We start from the raw sequence: 21,180 nt of genomic DNA, 5'->3' as shown, positions 1-21,180 counted from the left end.
GGTCAGGTGTCGCCCCAGCGACGGAGCAGGTTGTGGTACACGCCGGTCAGTTCCAGCAACGAGCCGGCGTCGGCCTGTTGTGCCGTCAGGCGCTGGATCGCCACGTCCATGTCCAGCAGCAGGCTGCGCTGGCTGTCCTCGCGCACCAGGCTTTCGATCCAGAAGAACGCCGCCAGGCGCTCGCCCCGGGTCACAGGCGCTACCCGGTGCACACTGCTGCCCGGGTACAACACCAGGTGCCCGGCCGGCAGCTTGACCTGACGCTCGCCGAAGGTGTCGCGGATCACCAGTTCGCCGCCGTCGTAGCTGTCCGGTTCAGCCAGGAACAAGGTCGCCGACAGGTCTGTACGTACCCGCTCGCGCACGCCCTTGATGCCGCGGATGGCGTTGTCGATGTGAAAGCCGAACCCCTCGCCCGCCGCGTAGCGATTGAACAGCGGCGGGTAGATGCGCTTGGGCAGAGCGGCGGACATGAACAGCGGGTTGTCCGACAGCCGCTGCAGGATCAGCCCGCCCAGCTGGCGGGCGACCGGGTCGTCCTCGTCCAGCTGGCGGTTGTGCTTGGCCTGGGCCGACTGCACGCCGGCCGTGGCCTTGCCATCGACCCAGGGCTGCGCCAGCAATTGCTGGCGCAGTTCGCGCAGTTCGTCGGCGCTGAACAGGTTTTCGATCTGCACCAGCATCAGAAGCTGTAATCCACGCTGGCGGTCAGGGTGCGCCCGGCCCCCGGCACGCCGTACAGCTGGAAGCCGTCGAGCGAGGCACCGACGCGGCTGTAGTAGAAGGTGTTGAACAGGTTCGACACGTTCAGGTTGAGCGTGGTCTGGCGGTCGACCTTGTAGCGCGCCGCCAGGCTGTGCAACCAGTAGGACGGCGCCTTCTCATGGTCGCGGGTGTAGACCGTGTAGACCCCGCTCGGCCCATTGGCGTAGCTGCTGTTGTTGTTCAGCCCGCCGACGTACTTGTTGTCGCTGTAGCGGCGCCGCCCCACGTAGTCGGCCCCGTAGCTGACGCTGAGCTGGTCGGTGAGGTCGTAGGTGGTCCACAGGTTGGCGGTCAGGTCGGGGACGTTCTTGGCTTCCTCGCCCTTGTTGGCGCCCTTGGTCTGGCGGCTCTTCATCGCGGCGAAACCGGCATAGGCCGACCAGCGCTGGGTGAGCTGCCCCTGCAGGCCCAGCTCGAGGCCATCGACCCGCTTGGCCGGCAGCGCACGCACCGGCGAGGTCTCGCCTTCGCTGTATTCCCAGCTGTCTTCGAGCTCGGTGCGGAACAGCGCGGCAGTCAGGTTCAGGCGCTCGTCGAGCAGTTCCCACTTGGTGCCCAGCTCGTAGGTTTTCGACACCGCCGGCTTGTAGGCCTCGGTGCTGGCCGCGCCGTAGATCTGGTTGTTGGTGCTGGCCCCCACCGCCGACGGCTGCGCGGCCTGGCTGTAGGACAGGTAGATGCTGCCATTGGGCAGCGGCTTGTAGACCACCCCCGCACGCCCGCCGAAGGCATCGTCGCGGCTACTGCTGCTGCCGGTGGAGCGCTCGCTGTCGACCTGCCAGTGGTCGTACCGCAGGGCCAGCAGCAGTTGCCATTGCGGGTCCAGGGTGAGGGTGTCGGAAGCGTACAGGGCTGCGTCCTTCACTACGCTGCGCGGGTCGCCGTAGCCCTTGTCGGTACGGGTCGAGGCAAAGCTGTGGGCCGGGTCGGACAGGTTGAAGAACATCGAACCGTCCGGCACCTTCATGCTCTTGTGCAGGCCGCCGTAGGTTTCGCGGTACAGCTCGACCCCCGTCACGGCCTCGTGGTGAATGCCGCCGGTGTCGAGGTTGAAACGCAGGTCGGTCTGGTTGTCGACGATCTCGTAGCGCTTGGACAGGCCGAAGTCGCTGCCGCGCAGGTAGCCGTAGCCACTGGCGCTGTTGGCGTAGTCGGTGTAGGCGCTGATACCGTTGATCGAGCTGCGCGGCCCCAGCCCGACATAGCCCAGGCTGGCGCAGCGGGTGCCGGTGCAGGTGCGGCTGCCGTCGGCATTGGCGGCGACGAAACGGGCCGGCGACAGCACCGCCCAGTTGTCGGTCTGCTGCCAGCGCAGCTGGTTGCGCAAGGTCAGGTCGTCGCTGAAATCGTGCTCGAACAGGCCGGTCAGCGAGCGGGTTTCGCTGCGCTGGGTATACAGGCTCGAATCGCCGTACCAGGCATCGCGGTCGACGCCCGGCATGCGCTTGCCATCGGTGCCGCGCTGGATCGGTACACCGCCATCCGGGGTGTTGCGGTCTTTCTGGTAGAACGCGTCGAGCCACAGGCGGGTGTCGGTGCCCAGGCCGAAACCGAACGAGGTGGCCAGGCCCCAGCGGTCGTAGTCCACCTCGTCGCGCTCGGCCACCGCGTTGTAGTGCTTCATCAGGTTGACGCGCACGGCGCTGGTGTCATTGAGCTGGCGGTTGACGTCGGCGGTCAGGCGCTTGTAGTTGTCTGTGCCGATGCCCGCCGAGAGCTTGCCGGCATCGCCCAGGTGCGCACGCTTGCTGACCAGGTTGACGCTGCCGCCCACGGCCGACACCCCCGACTCCACGGAGCCGGTGCCCTTGTAGACCTCGGCCTGCTCCAGGTTGAAGGTGTCGTTGCGGCTGGTCATGCCGGCGTCGCGCACGCCATCGACGGTCATGCTCTGCTCGGCGGCAAAACCGCGAATGGAGAACAGGTCACCCCAGCCCAGGTTGCCCTCACCCGACATGAAGGTGATGCCCGGCACATTGCGCAACACCTCCTGCAGGCTCTGCGCGTTCTGCTCCTCCAGCACCGCGCGCGGCACCACGCTGATGCTCTGCGGCGCGTCCAGCAAGGGCGTGGTGATCTTGCTCGAGGTCACCGTGTCGACCTTGTAGCGGTCCTGCTTGCCGTCCACCCGGGTGGCGGGCAGGTCGAGCGTGTCGGCCAGGGCTGGCAAGGCGCAGGCGCCCAGCATCAGGCCGAAGGCCGGCGCCAGGGTCGCCGGGAGGCGCGGGGAGGATGCGTGGGGCATGTGAAGTCCTTAAAGAAAATCAGTCGCATTTGAGTGGCGCAATTCTAAAGACGGCCCCACGCCATCTTGTGTGCGCAAATGTACGGCCCGGCAGGCCTTCGGTCGCCCAAAACATTCCGTTACATTCGCTGAAGCAAGCGCGGTGTAAGGTGCCCTGCGCTTCCAACCAACAGGCCCGCCCCATGTCCAAGCCCGACCACATCCTGATCGTCGATGACGACCCCGAGATCCGCCAGTTGCTGTCCCTCTACCTGGAAGAAGCTGGCCTGCGCACGTCGGTGGCGGCCCATGGCCGCGACATGCGCCGCTGCCTGGCCGAGCGCCTGGTCGACCTGGTGGTACTGGACCTGATGCTGCCCGGCGAAGACGGCCTGACCCTGTGCCGCGAGCTGCGGGTGCAAAGCAATATCCCGGTGATCATGCTGACCGCCCGCGGCACCCTGGTGGACCGCATCGTCGGCCTGGAGATGGGCGCCGACGACTACCTGGCCAAGCCGTTCGACCCACGCGAGCTGCTGGCGCGGATCAAGGTGGTGCTGCGCCGCACCCAGAGCTTCCCCGAGCGCGCCCGTGTGGATGAGGCCAGCCAGCTGCGCTTCGCCGGCTGGCGCCTGGACACCGCCACCCGCCAGTTGCGCTCGCCTGATGGCCTGGTGGTCAGCCTGGGCAGCTCCGACTACCGCTTGCTGCGGCTGTTCCTGCAGCACCCCAACCGCGCCCTGAGCCGGGATTTTTTGCTCAACCATGTGTTCGACCGCGAGCGCGAACCCTTCGACCGCAGCATCGATGTGTGCGTCAGCCGCCTGCGCCAGCACCTGGGCGACCACCCGCGCAACCCGGCGCTGATCCGCACCGTGCGCAACGAGGGCTACATGCTCACGGTCAATGACGTGGCCAGCGAATGAAGCGCGGCTGGCCACGTTCGCTGCATGGCCGCCTGGTGCTGATCCTGGTCGGTGGCATGCTCGCCTCGCAGCTGCTCACCAGCAGCATCTGGTACGAAGTGCGTCAGACCCAGGTGCTGGAAATCCCCCTGCGCCTGCTCGCCGGGCGCCTGGCCGACCTGTTGCAGGTGGCCCGCGAGCGCCCGGCGCAGTTGCCGGCGTTGCTCGAAGGCATGGCGTCGTCGCGCTGGCAGCAGTTGCCCGCAGCTCCGGCCGGGCTCGCACCGGCCACGCCCGAGCAGGACGCCCTGCTGCGCCGGTTGCTCAGCGAACGCACCGGCGCGCCGGCGCCCCTGCGCCTGCTGCACCTGCAACTGCTCGCCCCCGACAACCAGCCCGGTGGCGCCGGCCTGCTGATGCGCGGGGCGCCGGCCAGTGTGCGCAGCGTGGTCGAGCTGACCCTGCCCGACGGCCAGTTGCTGTACCTGCAAAGCACCGAAGACCAGGGTTGGCGCAGCGCCTCGATCGGCTCGCTGGTGTTCGATTTCCTGTTCCGCATCTACCTGCTGCGCACCGTGGTAGTGGTGCTGCTGGCCTTGATCGCGGTGCGTATCGCCCTGCGCCCGCTCAGGCAGATGGCCGCCGCCGCCGAAGCCCTGGGCCAGGATATCCACCGCCCGCCGCTGAACCTCGATGGCCCCCAGGAGGTGCGCCAGGCGGCCCAGGCGTTCAACGCCATGCAGCAACGGCTGATCGACAGCATCGCCGAGCGCACCCGTTTCTTTGCCGCCGTGTCCCACGACCTGCGTACGCCCATCACCCGCCTGCGCCTGCGCACCGAACTGCTGGGGCAGGAGAACCTGCGCCAGCGCTTTCGCGCTGACCTGCAGCAGATGGAAGACATGGTGGCCGCCAGCCTGGACTTCTTGCGCAGCGGCGAGCTGGAAAATGCCCGCGAGCCTGTGGATATCGACGCGCTGCTGCGCGCCCTGCAGGCCGACTTCGAAGACCTCGGTGGCGAGCTGCGCCTGCACGGCCAGGCCCGCCCGCTCAACGCCCATGCCAGCGGCCTGCGCCGCTGCTTGCAGAACCTGCTGGACAACGCCCACCAGCATGCGCCGGGGCCTGTGGATATTGAGGTGCACGATAGCCCGGAGCGCTTGCGTATCCAGGTGGGTGACCGTGGGCCGGGTATCGCCAGCGAGCACCTGGGCCAGGTGCTCGAACCGTTTTATCAGGTTGACCCGTCGCGCAGTGGTGGGGGGCATGGCCTGGGGCTGAGCATTGCTGCCGGTATCGCCAGCGCCCATGGTGGTTCGCTGACGCTGGGGGCGCGGCTGGGGGGTGGGTTGCTGGTTACTGTGGATTTGCCTCGTGCGGGCGGGGCGTGATGGCTTGCTGGTGTTTGCCGACAGGGTTGCAGTGCCTGTGAGATCGAGCGCCGCCCGCGCGGCGCATCGCTGGCAAGCCAGCTCCCACATCTGTTTCGGGCCAATTATGCCTGTGAGGGTACCGCTGCCCGCCTTGCTGCATGTCTCAAGTCAGGCGAGGCGCCAGTGGTGCCCACCTCAATACCGCGTCGTGCCAACAAGGCGTACAGCGATGAAACAACAGGAGTAACTGGCCCGAAACAAATGTGGGAGCTGGCTTGCCAGCGATGCGCCGCGCGGGCGGCGCTCGATCTCAAGGGCGCTGCAAATCCATCGCCATGCACCTGTTCGCCCAAATGCGATCCCATGACGAACACCTACATGGCCCCCGCCTCAAAAGCCCTGACCAGCAGCTCACCAACTCAAGCAAATCTTCCCAAAATGCTTGTTGCTCTCCTGATACCTGAACGCCTCGACGATCTGCTCCAACTCAAAGTGCTTGTCCACCACCGGCCGCAAGCCATTGGCATCGATAGCGCGAACCATCGCCTGCTGCTGCTCGCGGCAGCCCACCAGCACCCCTTGCAGGCGAATCTGCCGCACCAGCGCCTGAACCAGCGGCAACTGCCCGGCCACGCCAGTGAGGATGCCGATCAACGACACATGGCCACCAATCCGTGCGGCGATCATCGATTGCTCGAGCGTGGCCGGGCCGCCCACCTCGATCACATGATCGACACCACGATTGTCGGTGAGCTTGCGCACCTGCTCACCCCACGCCGGGGTGGTCTTGTAATTGATCAGGTGGTCGGCGCCCAGCGCCTTGAGCCGTTCGAGCTTGGCATCGCTGGACGAGGTGGCGATCACCGTGGCGCCGGCCAGCTTGGCGAACTGCAGGGCGAAGATCGAAACGCCGCCGGTGCCTTGCACCAGCACCGTGTCGCCGGGCTTGAGGTGGTCGTCGCTCATCAGCGCCCGCCAGGCGGTAAGGCCGGCGGTGGTCAGGGTGGCCGCCTCGGCGTGGCTGTAGCCTTTGGGGGCGTGGGTGAAGGACGTGGCGCGGGCGGTCACCTGCTCGCGGGCATAGCCGTCGATGCCGTCGCCGGGCACGCTGGCGAAGCCTTCGACCTGGGCCTGGCCGGCGAGCCAGTCGGGGAAGAAGGTGCTGACCACCGCATCGCCGACCTTGAACTCAGTGACCCCAGCACCGACCGCGGTCACCTCGCCGGCGCCATCGGCCATGGGGATGCGCCGCTCGCTCGGGCCCCACATGCCGCTGACCACGGCGAAGTCATGGTAGTTGAGGGAACTGGCGTGCAGGCGCACGGTGATTTCGCCGGCGCTGGGCGCGGCGGCTTCGCAGGTGCCGACCTGGACCTTGTCGTAGCCGCCGCCGGGGAGGACGTAGATCGCCTTGCTGCTCATTCGAGGGGTCTCCATCGAGGGGAAAGGTGCAGAGCAGCTTAGACAGGTCTGACCGATCGCGGGGCAAGCCCGCTCCCACGCGCAGGTAGACATGCGCAGGGGGCGTGGGAGCGGGCTTGCCCCGCGATTGGGCCATCAGCCCAGCAACGCCCTCAGCGCCCGGCAATCCGCCGCATGCCAGTCGACCAGCTCCGGCCAGGGGTTGTCCGGCAGGTTGACCAGCACGGTCCTGGTGCCGGCGGCTCGCCCGCAATCCAGGTCAAAGCGATAGTCGCCGACCATCACCATCTCGCCCGGGGCCACCGCCCATGCCCGGGCAATCTGCAACAACCCGTCCGGGTCGGGCTTGGGCGTCGCCTCGTCGCGGCCAAGCACATGCTCGATCGGGAAGCAGTCGGCCAGGCCGATGGCTTCCAGGGTGACATGGGCCAGCTCGCGGGCGTTGCGGGTCAGGATCGCCAGGCGGCAACCGCGCCCGGCCAATTCGCGTACCAGCTCCACCGCGCCTTCAGAGGCTTGCGAGGCAATCGCCAGGTCGCGCTCATGCTCCAGCAACCAGGCATGCTTGGCCTGCGCCTCCGGAGCCGGCAGTGCGGCCAGGTGGGTGAGGATGTCGTGCTCGGCCGGGATGTCGAGCGCCTCGCGAATGGCCGCAAAGTCATGCACCGCGACGGTCAGGGTGCCGTCCATGTCGAACACCCAGTGGCGGATATCGCCGAGGCTCATGCCCAGTCCTTGCGGTGACGGATCAGGCCTTCCTGGGTCGACGAGGCCACCAATTGCCCGGCGCGGTTGAAGATGCTGCCACGGCAGAAGCCACGGGCATTGCCGGCCCAGGGGCTGTCGGTGGCGTACAGCAGCCACTCGTCGGCGCGCAGGTTGCGGTGGAACCACAGCGAGTGGTCGAGGCTGGCGATCTGCATGTCCTTCTGCCACACCGACTTGCCATGGGGCAGCAGCGCGGTGGTCAGCAGGCCGAAGTCCGAGGCGTAGGCCAGCAGGTACTTGTGCAGCGCGGGGGTGTCCGCCAGGTTGCCGTCGGCGCGGAACCAGGCGTACTTGACCGGGTCGCCCGGCTTAGGGTTGAACGGGTCGCGCTCGGTGACCGGGCGGATTTCGATCGGCTTGGCGCACAGCACCTTGTCGCGGATGCGCTCAGGCAACTGGTCGGCCATGGCGCTGGCCAGTTCGACTTCGCTGGGCAGGTTCTCCGGGCCGACCACGTCGGGCATCTGCACCTGGTGTTCAAAGCCTTCTTCGTCGTACTGGAACGACGCGCTGCAGGTGAAGATCGGCTGGCCCTTCTGGATCGCCGTCACCCGCCGGGTGCTGAAGCTGCCGCCGTCACGCACGCGGTCCACCGAGTAGACCACCGGCATGCTGGCGTCACCGGGGCGCAAAAAATAGCCGTGCAGCGAATGCACGTGGCGGGCGTCCTCGACCGTCTGGCTGGCCGCCGACAGCGACTGGCCGAGCACCTGGCCGCCGTACAGCTGGCGGAAGCCCAGGTCCTGGCTGCGGCCACGGAACAGGTTCTCCTCGATGGACTCTAGGCTCAACAGGTCGACAAGGTCGTCCAGTACGTGACTCATGGAAGGTTCTCCTGGCAAGGCATTACGGCGCGGTTATACCGGCAAATGATACAGGGTTTGTCGGCGGCCCCGTCGAGGGGCATCCCCGTCAGCCACGCAGGGTGTCCTGCCATCGGGCCCGGTCGATGCGGTACAGCACGTGGGGGCGCAGCGGGTGGCCAGCGGGCAGACGGGGGTGTTCGAAGCTGCCGTCCAGGTCCTGCTGCATGCCGATGGCCTGCATGACTTTCTGCGACGGCAGATTGCCCTCGGTAGTGAACGACACCACCTCCTCCAGGTGCAATTGGGCGAAAGCACAGCGCAGGCAGGTCCAGGCCGCCTCGCTGGCAAACCCCAGCCCCCAGTGGCGCCGGGCCAGGCGCCAGCCGATCTCCACCGCCGGGCCGAACGGGGCCTCGAAATTGACGTTGAGCAGCCCGGTCATGCCGATGAAGGCGCCGCTGTCCTTGCGCTCCAGCGCCCACAGGCCAAAGCCGAATTCATTGAAATGGCCACGCACCCGGCCGATCAGCGCGGCGGCCTCCAGGCGGGTCATCGGTGCCGGGAAATAGCGCATCACCTGGGGGTCGGCGCACAGCGCGGCGAACTCACGCAGGTCGTCGTCCTGCCATTGGCGCAACACCAGGCGGGCGCTTTCCAGTTCGAGGATGGGGGGCATCGGGGGGCTCCGGAATCGCGGTCTGGCAGTTTACAGCGTAGGCCGCCGAATGAAGTTTCATCCAGGCCGCCGCTGCCGGATGTTTTTTTCACATCCACTTCACCGGCCTCCGACAGGCCGCTTCGCACAATGCCTGGCATTACAGCGGCCACAGTCGACGCCGCACTGCCATCGGAGTGACACATGCTTTCCAGCACGACCTTGCACGACCCTGCCCTTGCGGCCCGCCTCAAGCGCCGACGTTCGCGCAAGCTGATCAGTGCCGCCATCGGCCTGTTGATGGCCGTGGCCGGCGTATGTACCTGGCTGGCGACGAGGACGCACATCGTGGACCTTGGCAACGAGCAACAGCTGAGCGAAAGCGGCCTGTTGCAGCAATGGAAAGATGGCGCGGTGCTGGTGATGATCCGCCATGCCGAACGCTGCGACAGCGCCCCCGGGCCATGCCTGGACGACCCCACCGGTATCACCGTTGCCGGCAGCGAAGCGGCTGGCCGGGTGGGCCAGGGCCTGCGGCAACTGGGCTTGGCCGGGGCGGACGTGTACAGCAGCCCGAAGCTGCGCACCCGGCAGACTTCGCACTTCCTGCTGGGCCAGGACGCTGCCACCCAGGACTGGCTGGAAACCTGTGACAAGCAGTTCGCCGACGAAGCTCTGGCACGCAAGCGCAGCGGCCACAACCTGGTGCTGGTCACCCACAATGGCTGCATCGACCACTTCGCCCGCCAGCAACGCGTCGCGGGAGGGGAGCGCGAGAGCGGGTATGCCAGTGCGCTGTTCGTGTCGGTGAACGGCGAGGGCAAGGCCAGGATCCTCGGGCGCATGAACGAGCCGGACTGGCAGCGGGTGTTGGCGTCCTCCGGTAAGTGATGCATTGAATTTTCAGGCCCAATCGCCGGCAAGCCGGCTCCCACAGGGCTGCACTGATGCTTGTGGGAGCCGGCTTGCCGGCGATTGGGCCCACATTGCCAATACAAAACTGGCAAGATCGGCACAGGCCCACCTCACGAAACCGCCATGCCCCTGCCGCTGATCTACCACGACGACTACAGCCCTGAATTCCCGCCGGACCATCGCTTCCCGATGGACAAGTTCCGCCTGCTGCGCGACCACCTGGTCGACAGCGGGCTGACCACCGACGCGGCGCTGCTGCGCCCCGAGATCTGCCCCAACGACATCCTCGCCCTGGCCCACGACCGCGACTACATCGAGCGCTACATGCACGGTGAACTGTCCCGCGAGGACCAGCGCCGCCTGGGCCTGCCCTGGAGCGAGGCGCTGGCGCGGCGCACGGTGCGCGCGGTGGGCGGCTCGCTGCTCACGGCCGAACTGGCCCTGCAGCACGGCATCGCCTGCCACCTGGCCGGCGGCACCCACCATGCCCACTACGACCACCCGGCCGGGTTCTGCATCTTCAACGACCTGGCGGTGATCAGCCGCTACCTGCTGGAAGCCGGCCGCGTGCACCGGGTGCTGATCTTCGACTGCGACGTGCACCAGGGCGACGGCACCGCGCGCATCCTGCACGACACCCCCGAGGCGATCACCGTGTCGCTGCACTGCGAGCAGAACTTCCCCGCCCGCAAGGCCAAAAGCGACTGGGACATTCCCCTGCCCCGCGGCATGAACGACAGCGCGTACCTGAAGGTGGTCGAGGACGCGCTCAACTACCTGCTGCCGCTGTACCAGCCAGACCTGGTGCTGTACGACGCCGGTGTCGATGTGCACAAGGACGACGCCCTGGGTTACCTGCAACTGACCGACCAAGGCCTGGCCGCCCGCGACGAACATGTGTTGCGCCAGTGCCTGGGCCGCGATATCCCGGTGGTCGGGGTGATCGGCGGCGGCTACAGCAAGGATCGCGAAGCCCTGGCCCGGCGCCACGGCATCCTCCACCACAGCGCGGCGCGTGTCATGGGTTGTTCACAATGACTGTGGAACCGCTTGTGGATAACCTGCTGGAAAGCGCCTACAGCCCTTTGCCTGCGTGGCCTGCAAAGTCTTGATCGTTTTTTGATCAGCGCTACGCGGTAGGCGCCATGGTTGTTCACAATGACTGTGGAACCGGCTGTGGATAACCTGCGGGAAAGCACCTCCAGCCCTTTGTCTGCCTGGCCTGCAAGATACTGATCATTTTTTGAACAGTACTTGCAGATGCCTGGCTGGGGTAGAATGCGCGCTCTTTTCCACAGCCTGCTGCCGACCATGAACGATCCTCGCCCTGCCTCCCCTCCCCTTGTCGCCGTGATCGGTGGCGGCCCCGCCGGCCTGATGGCCGCCGAGGCACTGGCCCGGCGCGGGGCGGCGGTGCAGGTGTTCGATGCCATGCCTTCGGTGGGCCGCAAGTTCCTGCTGGCCGGGGTTGGCGGCATGAACATCACCCATTCCGAGCCCTACCCCGCCTTCGTCGGGCGCTACGCCGAGCGCCAGGGCGAGCTCGACGGCCTGCTGCGCCACTTCGACGCCGAGGCCCTGCGCCAGTGGATTCACGGGCTGGGCATCGAAACCTTCATCGGCACCTCGGGCCGGGTGTTCCCCCGCGACATGAAGGCCGCGCCACTGCTGCGCGCCTGGCTCAAGCGCCTGCGCGAGGCCGGGGTAGTTATCCACACGCGCCACCGCTGGCTGGGCTGGACGGCCGAAGGTGCCTTGCGGATCGCTTATCCACAGGGGGAATTGCAGCTCCAGGCCGACGCCGTGGTGCTCGCCCTCGGCGGCGGCAGCTGGGCACGCCTGGGTTCGGACGGCGCCTGGGTGCCGCTGCTCGGCGAACGGGCTGTGGATATCTCGCCGCTGCAGGCGAGCAACTGCGGCTTCGAGGTGGCGGGCTGGAGCGAACTTCTGCGAAGCAAGTTCGCCGGCGCGCCGCTGAAGAACATTGCCCTGAGCGTGCCCGGCGCGGTGCCGCGCAAAGGTGAGTTCATCCTCACCGCGCAAGGCGTTGAAGGCAGCCTGGTGTATGCCTGGTCGGCGGCGGTGCGCGAAGCGATCAACCGCGACGGGCGTGGCACCTTGCTGCTCGACCTGCTGCCGGACCGGCCTGTGGACAAGATCGCCCAGGCCCTGGCCAAGCCCCGTGGCTCGCGTTCGATGGCCAAGCACCTGCACAGCCAGTTGGGGATCGAGGGGGTGAAGGCGGCGCTGCTGCGTGAGCTGACCGATCAGGCGGCCTTTGCCGACCCCGAGCGCCTGGCGGCAGCCATCAAGGCGCTGCCAATCACGCTGGTGCGCACGCGGCCGCTGGATGAGGCGATCAGCAGTGCTGGTGGGGTGCGCTTCGAGGCGCTGGATGAGGGGTTGATGCTGCGGGCCATGCCCGGGGTGTTCTGCGCCGGCGAGATGCTGGACTGGGAGGCGCCGACCGGGGGGTATCTGCTGACGGCGTGCTTTGCCAGCGGATTGCGGGCGGGTAAGGCAGCAGCAGACTGGCTGAAACTCCAAAGCTGACCCGCCCCCTGTGGGAGCGGGTTTACCCGCGAACACGGGCGAAGCCCGTGCCATACACAGCGTTGGATTCTTCGCGGGTGAACCCGCTCCCACAGGGCTCGTGCCAGCTTATGGCTTACGCTTGCGCGGCCCACCGTTAAAGCTCGGCACCTTGCGCACCGCCTTGACCGACGGCGCCGCGGCCCCGCCCTCGTCGCTGTCCATCCAACGCCCCAGCCCGCGCTTGGCGCTGTTCTCTTTCGGCTTTTTAGGCTTCTTCGGTTTCTTCACCACCTGGCCACTGGCATCGATCATCGGCACCCGGTGATCAGGGATGAAATCCGGCTCTTCATGGCGTGGCAACTGCTGGCGAATCAAGGTCTCGATCGACGCGAGCATCTGCACTTCGTCAGCGCACACCAGCGAGATCGCCTCACCCTTGTTACCAGCACGGCCGGTGCGCCCGATGCGGTGCACGTAGTCTTCGGCCACGATCGGCAGGTCGAGGTTGACCACCAGCGGCAGGTCGTCGATGTCCAGGCCGCGCGCGGCGACATCGGTGGCCACCAGCACCTGGACCTCACGGGCCTTGAAGCTGTCCAGCGCGCGCTGGCGGGTGGCCTGCGGGCGATCGCCGTGGATGCCATCGGCGTTGACGCCTTCGGCGAGCAGGCGCTCGACCAGCTGGTCCACGCCGTTGCGGGTCTTGGCGAACACCAGCACCTGGGACCAGCGCTGCTTGCGCAGCAGGTGGCAGAACAGGTCGGCCTTGCGCTTCTTGTCCACCGGCACCAGCCATTGCTTGACGGTGGTGGCGGCGGCGTTGCGCGGGCTGACTTCGATGCTCAGCGGGTCGTTCAACGCAAGGCCGGCGAGCAGGCGGATCTGCTCGGAGAAGGTGGCCGAGAACAGCAGGGTCTGGCGCTTGCGCGGCAGCGCGGCGTACACCGAGCGCAGCTCTTCGGCAAAGCCCAGGTCGAGCATGCGGTCGGCTTCGTCGAGTACCAAGGTCTGCACCTGGCCGAACTTGATGGCGTTCTGGCGGAACAGATCGAGCAACCGGCCGGGGGTGGCCACCAGCAGGTCGACGCCACGGCGCAGGCGCATCATCTGCGGGTTGATGCTGACCCCGCCGTATACCGCGTAGGTGGACAGCGGCAGGTTCTCGGCATATTCGCGCACGTTGGCGTGGACCTGCTCGGCCAGTTCGCGGGTGGGCACCAGCACCAGCGCGCGGATCGAGTTGCTGGCGACCTTCTCGCCTTCCAGGGCCAGGCCCTGCAGCACCGGCAGGGCAAAGCCTGCGGTCTTGCCGGTGCCGGTCTGGGCGGCGGCCATCAGGTCGCGGCCAGCGAGCACGGCGGGGATGGCCTTGGCCTGGACCGGGGTGGGTGTGCTGTAGTCCAGCGTCTGCAAGGTGCGCAGCAGCGGTTCGATCAGGCCGAGTTGGGCGAAATTCATGGCAATACCGTCAGGGGGTTCAGCGAAGGCGGCAAGTTTAACGCAATGGGCTGTAGGGGGAGTGGGGTTTCGTGGGAGCGGGCATTCGTGGGAGCGGGCTTGCCCCGCGATTGGATGGCACCGGCTACGCCGGTATCGCGGGGCAAGCCCGCTCCCACGGACACGACATCTCGTCGCTGACGTCAGCTCACCGCCGCAGGCGCCTTGCGCCACTGCGGCAGGCCGATCAGCACCACCGCGCCGATGATCACCGCCATCGCCAGGCACTCCTCGGCGCCGATCTGCTCGCCGGCAAAGACGATCCCCAGCAACACCGCCACTGCCGGGTTGACGTAGGCATAGCTGGTGGCCGCCGCCGGGCGCACGTGCTTGAGCAGGTACATGTAGGCGCTGAAGGCGAGGATCGAACCGAACAGCACCAGGTAGGCCAGCGCGCCCCAACCAGCGGCGCTGGGCATCTGGGTCAGACGCTCACCGCTCAGAGCGCTGCCGATCAGCAGCGCGGCACCGCCCACCAGCATTTCCGCGGCGCTGGCCATGGCGCCCTGGGGCAGCGGCAGTTGCTTGCTCCACACCGAGCCGAAGGCCCAGGCCGCCGCGGCAAACAGGATCAGCGCAGCACCCATGGGGCTGGCCTGCAGGTTCGAACCCATGTTGAGCATGCCGATGCCCACCAGGCCGAGGGCGATGCCCGCCCATTCCAGGCGCGAATTGCGGTGGCCGAACAGCAGGCCGAACACCAGGGTGAACAGCGGCACGGTCGCCACCGCCAAGGCAGCCACGCCCGAGGCTACCCCGGCGTGCTCGGCCAGGGTCACGCCACCGTTGCCGCAGCTGAGCAGCAAAAAACCGATCGCCCCGGCCGCGCGCCATTGCGCCCAGGTGGGAGCCGGCGCCCCGCGCCAACGCAAAAAGCCATACAGCAGGCTGCCGGCAATCACGAAGCGCACACCCGCCATCATCAGCGGTGGCCAGGACTCCACGCCGATGCGGATGAACAGGTAGGTCGAGCCCCAGACCAGGTACAGGGCAAGAAAGGCGCCGACAAGCAGCAAGGGGAAGCGACGGGAGGCAGTCATGGCAGGGGGCTCGAAATCCGTTTACGGGTGGCTTAGTTTAGAAAGGGCCACGGGCAAACTTAAGTTACAAAACACGTTTAAATCACCGAAACACTTTGCAAAGCATGGTTATGCACAGCCTTGACCATCGATTGCAAAGCCACCAGGAATCGCCATGGACAAATACGACCGCATGCTCCTCGCCGCCCTGCTGGAAGACGGCCGGGCCACTTACGCGCAGCTGGCGCGCCAGGTCAACCTGTCGGCCCCGGCGGTGGCCGAGCGGGTCGCCAAGCTCGAGGCCAGCGGGGTGATCAGTGGCTACACGGCCAAGGTCGACCTGGAAAAGATCGGCCTGCCGATCCAGTGCGTGATGGAGCTGCGCCTGGCCAGCCATGGCAACCAGCAGGCCTATGACGTGCTGGCGAACATCCCTGAATTGACCGAGTGCCACCGGGTCACCGGCGACCCTTGCGTGATCATGCAGGCGGCGGTGGCTTCGATGGGTGAATTGGAGGCGCTGATCAACCGGGTGTCTCAGCTGGGCTTCAGCAAGACCTCGATCATTCTGTCGAGTGCGGTGGAGCGGCGGGTGCCGCTGGGGCATCTGGAGGGCAATGGCAGGAAGGGATGAAATAGCCAATCGCGGGGCAAGCCCGCTCCCACGATTACTATGGGAGCAACTGTTTTGTTCACAATTTAAAAACTTGCCGCGATCAGTGTGGGAGCGGCGGTGCGCCGATGCGACTTGCCCCGCGATTGGCCTTCAACGACGCAGCAGCAGCTTGCCCTCGATCGGCACGTAGCGGCTGGCCGCGCGGATCACCGACAACGCCGTCAGCCCTGGCACGCCATAGACCACGGTTTCGACGCCGTGGCGCTGCATCGCCCGCTCCAGCAACAAGTCGAAATCCCCATCACCGGAGGCCAGCACCACCTGATCGACCCGCGCCGCCGCCTCGATCACATCGAGGGTGATGCCCACGTCCCAGTCGCCCTTGGCCGAGCCATCGGCACGCTGGATGTAGGGTTTGAGGCGCACCTCGAAACCGAGGTTGCGCAGGATCTGCTGGAACTGTTGCTGCTTGCTGTCGCCGCGGTCGATGGCGTAGGCCACTGCTTCGACAATCTGCCCTTCGCGGCTGACCTCGGCCCACAGCGCGGCATAGTTGAAATGGCAGCCGTGGCCCTGGCGAACCGTGTAGTAGAGGTTCTGCACGTCGGCGAACAGGGCGATTCTCTTCACGCGTGGTGACCTCGCTGAATCCGTGAAGGAGGCTGTTGCAGAGCCCTTTCGCGGGCAAGCCCGCTCCCACAGGTTATGCGCGGCCTTCTGTGGGAGCGGGCTTGCCCGCGAAAGGGGCGCAACGCGCCCCCGAGTGCCAGCGAGTATGCCAGAGCCCTCAGACGTAGTCGTCGTCCGAGAAGAAGCCGCCATCATCACTGCCGTAGTCGGTATCGGCAAAACCACCCTGGTCACTACCCCAGCCACCGTTGTCGGCCACCTGCTGCTGGCCACCCTGGTCGTTCCAGCCGCCTGTGTCGCTGGCCGGCGCGGGTTCTTCCTTGATCACCTCGACCACCTCTTCAGGCTGCGAGTGATGATTGAACAGGCTGCTGATGCCCTGGGCCAGCAGCACGCCGCCGGCCACCCCGGCGGCCGTCTGCATCGCCCCGCCAAGGAAGCTGCTGGCGCCACTGCGTGCCGGCGCAGGCGCCGCGCCGAAGCCCTGCTGTGGTTGAGGAGGGGCGTAGGCTTGCGGGGCAGGCTCGCGCCAGCCACCGGCAGCGGACGGCGGCGGCGCAACCGAGCGCTGTGGTTCCGGGCTGCGGGCACCGGCACCGCCACCAAAGATGCTGGACAGGAAACCACCGCCACCATTACCGGCGCTGGAACGGGTCGCTTCAACCTGGGCACGGGCCTGCTTGAGCTCGGCCTCGAGCTGCTTGTTCTGCTCGTCCAGGCGCTTGATCGCAGCCTCCTGCACCAGGATCGCCTGGGCCATGTAGTACGGCGCCGCTGGCTGCTGGCGCAGATGCTGCTCGATGCACGCCTGGGCCTGGGCATCGCGCGGCTGGGCCGGGTCCTCGGCTTGCTTGAGGCGGCCGAACAGGCCGTCGATCAGGGTTTGTTCTTCAGTGTTCATCAAGCGACCTCATGGGCTGAACTGGACAGCGGACAGGCTCAAAGATGGGGGGCCCGGCCGGGCGATTCAATCGCCCGGGCCATGAAACTTTTTTCAGCAAGCGAGCGGTCTGGGCTAAAGTTACGCCCTGCTTTTTCTGCCATGCGATGTTGACCGATGAATCCGCTGAGCGTTCTGCGCGACTCCCTGTACTTCTTCCGCCGCCACCTGGTGAGCATCCTTCAGTTGTGCCTGCCGTTGGTGGTGCTCGAGGCACTGTGCAGCCAATTGCTCTACCGCGAGCTTGGCGAGCAGGCTTCGCCTGCCTACGGCATGTTGGTCAGCCTGCTGTTCTACCCGCTGTACAGCGCGGCACTGATCCTTTACCTCGACACCCGCAGCAACGGCGACGCGATCGCCAAGCGCAACCTGTTCGCCCGCGCCTTGCAGCTGTGGCCGGCGCTGGCGCTGCTGATCCTGATCAGCTCGCTGCTGATCATGGCGGGCCTGATGCTGTTCATCTTCCCGGGCGTGTGGATCATGGTGAACCTGGTGTTCGCCGAATACCTGCTGGTGCTGCGCGGCCTGCCAGTGGTCGAGTCGATGCGCACCAGCGCGCGCATGACCACCGGGCACTTCATGCGCATCATGGTGTGCATGCTGTCGGTGCTGGCGCCGCTGTGGCTGATCGATGGCTTGCTGCTGACGGTATTCCCCGAGCCGCAGCCAGGCGTGCAACTGGCCCTGGATAGCCTCAGCGGCTTCCTGCAGCTGTTCAGCACCGTGGTGCTGTACCGCCTGTTCATGCTGCTGGAGAGCGAAGCGGCGGCCTGAGTTTGGTCCGTGCCTGATCACCAGGCACGAGGAACCACCACACGACCAGGAAACCGCTCAAGCTGCCCCCCTTTGCCCACCTGCTGCCTAATGAGCGTCGCTCCAGCCCGAACTTCGACTGGCGCAGCGCACATTCAGGAGAACTCAGCTTGAGCATGTCCCAAACCGCAAACGCCTGGGCCGATGGCCATTCCTTCATCGGCCAGATCTACCTACGGCAAGGCCAGCGTTGGTCGCCCATTCACCTGCAAGCCACACGCCACGATTTCAGTTTCGGGGTGGATGTTCGCAGTGATACGGGCTGGCTGCAGACTGGAGGTACCGACCCGGCCGAAGCCTTCCTCTTCCGCTTTCATTCCAAGGGGCCCGAGCGCCTTCACTTCACGCTGTCGCTGGCCAGAGACAGCACACGGCAGCTGGACATCGACAGCAACGGGCGACTCGGCCTCTATCCACGAGCAAGTACGCAACAGTACTGGAAGGTACAACCGCTCGAGTGGCAAAAAGACCGGGTCATGTGCCTGCTCCGGGATCAGCAGGGTCATCAGGTCAAGGCGTTGCCGGGCAATGGTGCAGATGTCGCTGGCCTCACCGTGCAAACCGGCGAGCTGTGCGAGTACCTGATCGTACGTGCCTTGTAAGGATGCTCTCGGGACATCCTTGGCACCCGCCGGTTAGCCTGCCCAGCCTCGTCAGGTGCCTCTGGGCTTGGCCCGCGCCGTGGCCTCGGCCACCAGCGGGTTGTCCGGCCAGTAGTGCTTGGGATAACGCCCTTTCAAATCCTTCTTCACTTCGGCATAGGTGGTACGCCAGAAGTTGGCCAGGTCCTGGGTGACCTGCACCGGCCGGCGTGCCGGTGACAGCAGGTGCAGCTTGACTTGCAGGCGGCCACCGGCGATGCGTGGGGTGTCGGCCAGGCCGAACAGCTCCTGCAAGCGCACGGCAAGAATCGGCGGCTGTTCGCTGTAGTCCAGGCGGATGTTCGAGCCCGAAGGCACGCTCAGATGCGCCGGGGCCAGCTCGTCCAGGCGCTGGGGCAACGGCCAGGGCAGCAGGTTGCGCAGGATCGACGACAGGTCCAGCGCGGCGAAATGGCTCAGGCGTGAGACCTTGCCCAGGTACGGTTGCAACCAGTCTTCCAGGCTGGCCAGTAGCGCGTCGTCGCACAGGTCGGGCCACTCGCTCTGGCCGTCTTTCTCCAGGTCCAGTTGGCGCAGCAGCGCAACCCGGGCCTGCCACTGGCGCAGTTCGGGGGTCCAGGTCAGCAGGTTCAGGCCCTTGCGCCGCACCAGGCCGAGCAAGGCCTTGGCGCGGGCATCATCGGCAAGGCCGGGCAGCGGCTCGCGGCTGAGCACCAGTTCACCGACCTTGCGCTGGCGTTCGGCGCGCAGCACCTGCTCGCGCTCGTCCCAGTCGAGCAGGTCGAGCTGTTCGACCTGCTCGGCAAGCACATCATCGAACAGTGCCCGCTCGAATTCGGCGGCCAGGTAAATGCGCTCCTCGCGCTGGCCCTGGCGGCTGCCGAGGTCGGCGATCACCAGCCAGGGGCATTTCATCAACGCATCGGCTTCGCCGAACAGCGCCGCACGGCCGTTGGCCAGGCGGTATTCGGCGCCGCCTTCGCGACGCTGCTGGGCGACACGGTCGGGGTAGGCCAGCGCCAGCAGGGCACCGAGCCAGCGCGGATGCTCGGGATCCGCCACTGGGCTGCGGGGTTTGCCACGCAATTGCCCACGGTATTGCCGGGCCAGTTGCCGGGCACGTTGCACGCCGCCCTGGCCGCCGCGTGAGGTTCTGCTTTCACCGCTGAGCACGCTCAGCCGCGAATGCAGGTCGGCGCCGCCGCCGCGCAGGATGTCACGCTCGCCCAGCAAGGCCGCGACGTCGCAGGCCATGTCGGCCAGCCCCAGGTCCTGGCCGCGCAGCAGCAGGTGGGCGATGCGCGGGTGCGCCGGCAACTCGGCCATGGCCTGGCCGTGGGCGCTCAACTGCCCGCGTTGGCCGGGCTTGAAGGCACCGAGCCGTGCCAGCAGGTCCTGGGCCTGGGCGAAGGCGGCAGTGGGCGGTTGGTCGAGCCAGCTCAGTTGTTCGGGCGGTACGCCCCAGCGCGCCAGTTGCAGGGCCAGACCGGCCAGGTCGGCCTGGAGGATCTCGGCGCTGCCATGGGCCGCCAGTTGATCATGCTGCGCCTCGGACCACAGGCGGTAGCACACGCCCGGCTCCAGGCGCCCGGCACGGCCGGCCCGCTGGGTGGCGCTGGCGCGGGAGATGCGCTGGGTGTCGAGGCGGGTCATGCCGCTGCCGGGGTCGAAGCGCGGCACCCGTGCAAGGCCTGCATCGATCACCACGCGCACGCCGTCGATGGTCAGGCTGGTCTCGGCGATGTTGGTGGCCAGCACCACCTTGCGCTGGCCTTGGGGCGCCGGTTCGATGGCTGCGCGCTGGGCATTCAGGTCGAGCTCGCCGTGCAGCGGGCAGAGCAGGATGCCGGGGCGCTCGCCCAGGGCCTCCTGCAAGGCCTGGTGCACCCGGCGGATCTCAGCCTGCCCGGGGAGGAACACCAGCAGGCTGCCGCCTTCATCGGCGAGCGCCTGCAGCACACAGTCGACCACCCGCGGTTCGACGAACTCGCCTGGCTGGAAGGGCCGGCTCCAACGAATGTCCACCGGGTGCATACGGCCCTGGCTGCTGACTACCGGGGCGTCATCCAGCAGCCGCGACAGGCGCTCGCCCTCCAGGGTGGCCGACATCAGCAGGATCTTCAGCGGCAGTTCGTCACGCAGCAAGCCGCGGCCATTGAGGCTCAGCGCCAGGGCCAGGTCGGCGTCGAGGCTGCGCTCGTGGAATTCGTCGAAAATCAGCAGCCCCACCCCCTCCAGTGCCGGGTCGCTCTGCAAGCGGCGGGTGAGAATGCCTTCGGTGACCACTTCGATGCGGGTGTTGGGGCCAACCTTGCTGTCCAGGCGGATGCGATAGCCCACCGTTTCCCCGACCTTCTCGCCCAGCTCGCTGGCCAGCCGCTCGGCGGCGGCGCGGGCGGCCAGGCGGCGGGGTTCGAGCATGAGGATGGTCTGCCCGGCCAGCCAGGGTTCGTCGAGCAGGGCCAAGGGCACGCGGGTGGTCTTGCCGGCGCCGGGCGGCGCCTCGAGCACGGCTTCGTCGCGGGCCCCCAGGGCCAGGCGCAGGTCAGGCAGTACGGCATCGATCGGTAATGAAATCATGGTGGTCCTCGAACAATCGCCCGAGTATAACGGCGAACCTGGCCTGCCCTATCATGGTCTTAAGCTTCAGGCGCCGGCCGCTGCCGCGCCCTTTGTCGTGGTTACCTTTACCGGA

The 21,180-nt window shown here is 67.0% G+C and carries 19 protein-coding genes; 8 read left to right on the top strand and 11 right to left on the bottom strand.

From position 1 onward, the window contains the following. Positions 1 to 2 precede the first annotated feature (2 nt). Together LOY51_RS03585 and LOY51_RS03580 are read right to left on the bottom strand one after the other, a co-directional pair. The gene (locus LOY51_RS03585) at positions 3 to 683 is read right to left on the bottom strand and encodes a Fe2+-dependent dioxygenase (protein ID WP_125462512.1); all 681 of its coding nucleotides are present in this window, start codon (positions 681 to 683) and stop codon (positions 3 to 5) included. Then, on the bottom strand, positions 683 to 3,010 hold the full coding sequence (locus tag LOY51_RS03580; protein ID WP_258644481.1) for a TonB-dependent receptor: 2,328 nt from the start codon (positions 3,008 to 3,010) through the stop codon (positions 683 to 685). The genes LOY51_RS03585 and LOY51_RS03580 overlap by 1 nt, the downstream gene beginning before the upstream one ends. A 182-nt stretch (positions 3,011 to 3,192) precedes the next feature. Here LOY51_RS03580 and LOY51_RS03575 point away from each other — a divergent pair, with 182 nt between their 5' ends. Then, positions 3,193 to 3,915 (top strand): response regulator, encoded by a 723-nt coding sequence (locus LOY51_RS03575; protein ID WP_125462510.1) that lies wholly within the window; start codon positions 3,193 to 3,195, stop codon positions 3,913 to 3,915. Further along, the gene (locus LOY51_RS03570) at positions 3,912 to 5,285 is read left to right on the top strand and encodes an ATP-binding protein (RefSeq protein WP_258644473.1); all 1,374 of its coding nucleotides are present in this window, start codon (positions 3,912 to 3,914) and stop codon (positions 5,283 to 5,285) included. Before LOY51_RS03575 ends, LOY51_RS03570 begins: the two co-directional genes overlap by 4 nt. 393 nt (positions 5,286 to 5,678) lie before the next feature. On the opposite strand, the gene LOY51_RS03565 is transcribed toward LOY51_RS03570, so the two are convergent. From LOY51_RS03565 to LOY51_RS03550, 4 genes are all read right to left on the bottom strand, one after another. Continuing rightward, positions 5,679 to 6,689: a zinc-dependent alcohol dehydrogenase family protein gene (locus LOY51_RS03565; protein WP_125857334.1), complete on the bottom strand. Its 1,011-nt coding sequence runs from the start codon at positions 6,687 to 6,689 to the stop codon at positions 5,679 to 5,681. Positions 6,690 to 6,824: 135 nt separating this feature from the next. Then, a complete protein-coding gene (locus LOY51_RS03560; RefSeq protein WP_258644472.1) occupies positions 6,825 to 7,415 on the bottom strand; it encodes an HAD family hydrolase in 591 nt (196 codons plus the stop codon). Next, positions 7,412 to 8,281 carry an acyl-CoA thioesterase II gene (tesB, locus tag LOY51_RS03555; RefSeq protein WP_125857332.1) on the bottom strand — a complete coding sequence of 290 codons (870 nt, stop codon included), beginning with the start codon at positions 8,279 to 8,281 and terminating at the stop codon, positions 7,412 to 7,414. Before tesB ends, LOY51_RS03560 begins: the two co-directional genes overlap by 4 nt. Positions 8,282 to 8,369: 88 nt before the next feature. Continuing rightward, positions 8,370 to 8,939 (bottom strand): GNAT family N-acetyltransferase, encoded by a 570-nt coding sequence (locus LOY51_RS03550; RefSeq protein ID WP_125857331.1) that lies wholly within the window; start codon positions 8,937 to 8,939, stop codon positions 8,370 to 8,372. 183 nt (positions 8,940 to 9,122) lie between these two features. Between LOY51_RS03550 and pmrG the strand changes: the two genes are divergently transcribed. From pmrG to LOY51_RS03535, 3 genes are all read left to right on the top strand, one after another. After that, positions 9,123 to 9,809: a lipopolysaccharide core heptose(II)-phosphate phosphatase PmrG gene (gene pmrG, locus LOY51_RS03545; protein ID WP_258644470.1), complete on the top strand. Its 687-nt coding sequence runs from the start codon at positions 9,123 to 9,125 to the stop codon at positions 9,807 to 9,809. Between the two features lie 147 nt (positions 9,810 to 9,956). Then, positions 9,957 to 10,871 carry a histone deacetylase family protein gene (locus LOY51_RS03540; protein ID WP_258644468.1) on the top strand — a complete coding sequence of 305 codons (915 nt, stop codon included), beginning with the start codon at positions 9,957 to 9,959 and terminating at the stop codon, positions 10,869 to 10,871. A 273-nt stretch (positions 10,872 to 11,144) separates the two neighbouring features. Continuing rightward, entirely contained in the window at positions 11,145 to 12,386 is a 1,242-nt protein-coding gene (locus tag LOY51_RS03535; RefSeq protein ID WP_125861239.1) for a TIGR03862 family flavoprotein, read from the top strand. Between the two features lie 108 nt (positions 12,387 to 12,494). On the opposite strand, the gene rhlE1 is transcribed toward LOY51_RS03535, so the two are convergent. Together rhlE1 and yedA are read right to left on the bottom strand one after the other, a co-directional pair. After that, entirely contained in the window at positions 12,495 to 13,826 is a 1,332-nt protein-coding gene (gene rhlE1 / locus LOY51_RS03530; protein WP_258644467.1) for an RNA helicase RhlE1, read from the bottom strand. Positions 13,827 to 14,008: 182 nt separating this feature from the next. Continuing rightward, on the bottom strand, positions 14,009 to 14,905 hold the full coding sequence (yedA, locus tag LOY51_RS03525; RefSeq protein ID WP_110992753.1) for a drug/metabolite exporter YedA: 897 nt from the start codon (positions 14,903 to 14,905) through the stop codon (positions 14,009 to 14,011). A 154-nt stretch (positions 14,906 to 15,059) separates the two neighbouring features. Here yedA and LOY51_RS03520 point away from each other — a divergent pair, with 154 nt between their 5' ends. After that, positions 15,060 to 15,518, top strand: a complete 459-nt coding sequence (locus LOY51_RS03520) for an Lrp/AsnC family transcriptional regulator (protein WP_125857327.1) — start codon at positions 15,060 to 15,062, stop codon at positions 15,516 to 15,518. A gap of 132 nt (positions 15,519 to 15,650) precedes the next feature. Here LOY51_RS03520 and LOY51_RS03515 read toward each other — a convergent pair whose 3' ends face one another. Together LOY51_RS03515 and LOY51_RS03510 are read right to left on the bottom strand one after the other, a co-directional pair. Next, positions 15,651 to 16,130, bottom strand: coding sequence for an NYN domain-containing protein (locus LOY51_RS03515; protein ID WP_258644462.1), 480 nt, complete (start codon positions 16,128 to 16,130; stop codon positions 15,651 to 15,653). A gap of 157 nt (positions 16,131 to 16,287) precedes the next feature. Further along, a complete protein-coding gene (locus LOY51_RS03510) occupies positions 16,288 to 17,031 on the bottom strand; it encodes a DUF2076 domain-containing protein (RefSeq protein WP_125462498.1) in 744 nt (247 codons plus the stop codon). 156 nt (positions 17,032 to 17,187) lie between these two features. Between LOY51_RS03510 and LOY51_RS03505 the strand changes: the two genes are divergently transcribed. Continuing rightward, on the top strand, positions 17,188 to 17,844 hold the full coding sequence (locus tag LOY51_RS03505; RefSeq protein ID WP_125857325.1) for a YciC family protein: 657 nt from the start codon (positions 17,188 to 17,190) through the stop codon (positions 17,842 to 17,844). A gap of 149 nt (positions 17,845 to 17,993) precedes the next feature. Beyond that, positions 17,994 to 18,485, top strand: a complete 492-nt coding sequence (locus LOY51_RS03500) for a hypothetical protein (RefSeq protein WP_258644460.1) — start codon at positions 17,994 to 17,996, stop codon at positions 18,483 to 18,485. A 51-nt stretch (positions 18,486 to 18,536) separates the two neighbouring features. Here the strand turns inward: LOY51_RS03500 and hrpB are convergent, their stop codons facing one another. Then, positions 18,537 to 21,065 (bottom strand): ATP-dependent helicase HrpB, encoded by a 2,529-nt coding sequence (gene hrpB, locus LOY51_RS03495; RefSeq protein WP_258644459.1) that lies wholly within the window; start codon positions 21,063 to 21,065, stop codon positions 18,537 to 18,539. Positions 21,066 to 21,180: the final 115 nt, after the last annotated feature.

The organism is Pseudomonas sichuanensis, assembly GCF_024749065.1.
Classification (GTDB): domain Bacteria; phylum Pseudomonadota; class Gammaproteobacteria; order Pseudomonadales; family Pseudomonadaceae; genus Aquipseudomonas; species Aquipseudomonas sichuanensis.
The sequence above is the reverse complement of the archived record's forward strand: the minus strand, read 5'-3'. Positions and strand labels throughout refer to the sequence as shown.

Coding starts and splice junctions, on each gene's coding strand:
- LOY51_RS03570 (WP_258644473.1), top strand. CDS start 3,912: ATGAAGCGCGGCTGGCCACGTTCGCTGCATGGCCGCCTGGTGCTGATC.
- tesB (WP_125857332.1), bottom strand. CDS start 8,281: ATGAGTCACGTACTGGACGACCTTGTCGACCTGTTGAGCCTAGAGTCC.
- hrpB (WP_258644459.1), bottom strand. CDS start 21,065: ATGATTTCATTACCGATCGATGCCGTACTGCCTGACCTGCGCCTGGCC.
- LOY51_RS03550 (WP_125857331.1), bottom strand. CDS start 8,939: ATGCCCCCCATCCTCGAACTGGAAAGCGCCCGCCTGGTGTTGCGCCAA.
- LOY51_RS03540 (WP_258644468.1), top strand. CDS start 9,957: ATGCCCCTGCCGCTGATCTACCACGACGACTACAGCCCTGAATTCCCG.
- LOY51_RS03510 (WP_125462498.1), bottom strand. CDS start 17,031: ATGAACACTGAAGAACAAACCCTGATCGACGGCCTGTTCGGCCGCCTC.
- LOY51_RS03575 (WP_125462510.1), top strand. CDS start 3,193: ATGTCCAAGCCCGACCACATCCTGATCGTCGATGACGACCCCGAGATC.
- LOY51_RS03505 (WP_125857325.1), top strand. CDS start 17,188: ATGAATCCGCTGAGCGTTCTGCGCGACTCCCTGTACTTCTTCCGCCGC.
- LOY51_RS03535 (WP_125861239.1), top strand. CDS start 11,145: ATGAACGATCCTCGCCCTGCCTCCCCTCCCCTTGTCGCCGTGATCGGT.
- LOY51_RS03580 (WP_258644481.1), bottom strand. CDS start 3,010: ATGCCCCACGCATCCTCCCCGCGCCTCCCGGCGACCCTGGCGCCGGCC.
- LOY51_RS03560 (WP_258644472.1), bottom strand. CDS start 7,415: ATGAGCCTCGGCGATATCCGCCACTGGGTGTTCGACATGGACGGCACC.
- pmrG (WP_258644470.1), top strand. CDS start 9,123: ATGCTTTCCAGCACGACCTTGCACGACCCTGCCCTTGCGGCCCGCCTC.
- yedA (WP_110992753.1), bottom strand. CDS start 14,905: ATGACTGCCTCCCGTCGCTTCCCCTTGCTGCTTGTCGGCGCCTTTCTT.
- LOY51_RS03585 (WP_125462512.1), bottom strand. CDS start 683: ATGCTGGTGCAGATCGAAAACCTGTTCAGCGCCGACGAACTGCGCGAA.
- LOY51_RS03520 (WP_125857327.1), top strand. CDS start 15,060: ATGGACAAATACGACCGCATGCTCCTCGCCGCCCTGCTGGAAGACGGC.
- rhlE1 (WP_258644467.1), bottom strand. CDS start 13,826: ATGAATTTCGCCCAACTCGGCCTGATCGAACCGCTGCTGCGCACCTTG.
- LOY51_RS03565 (WP_125857334.1), bottom strand. CDS start 6,689: ATGAGCAGCAAGGCGATCTACGTCCTCCCCGGCGGCGGCTACGACAAG.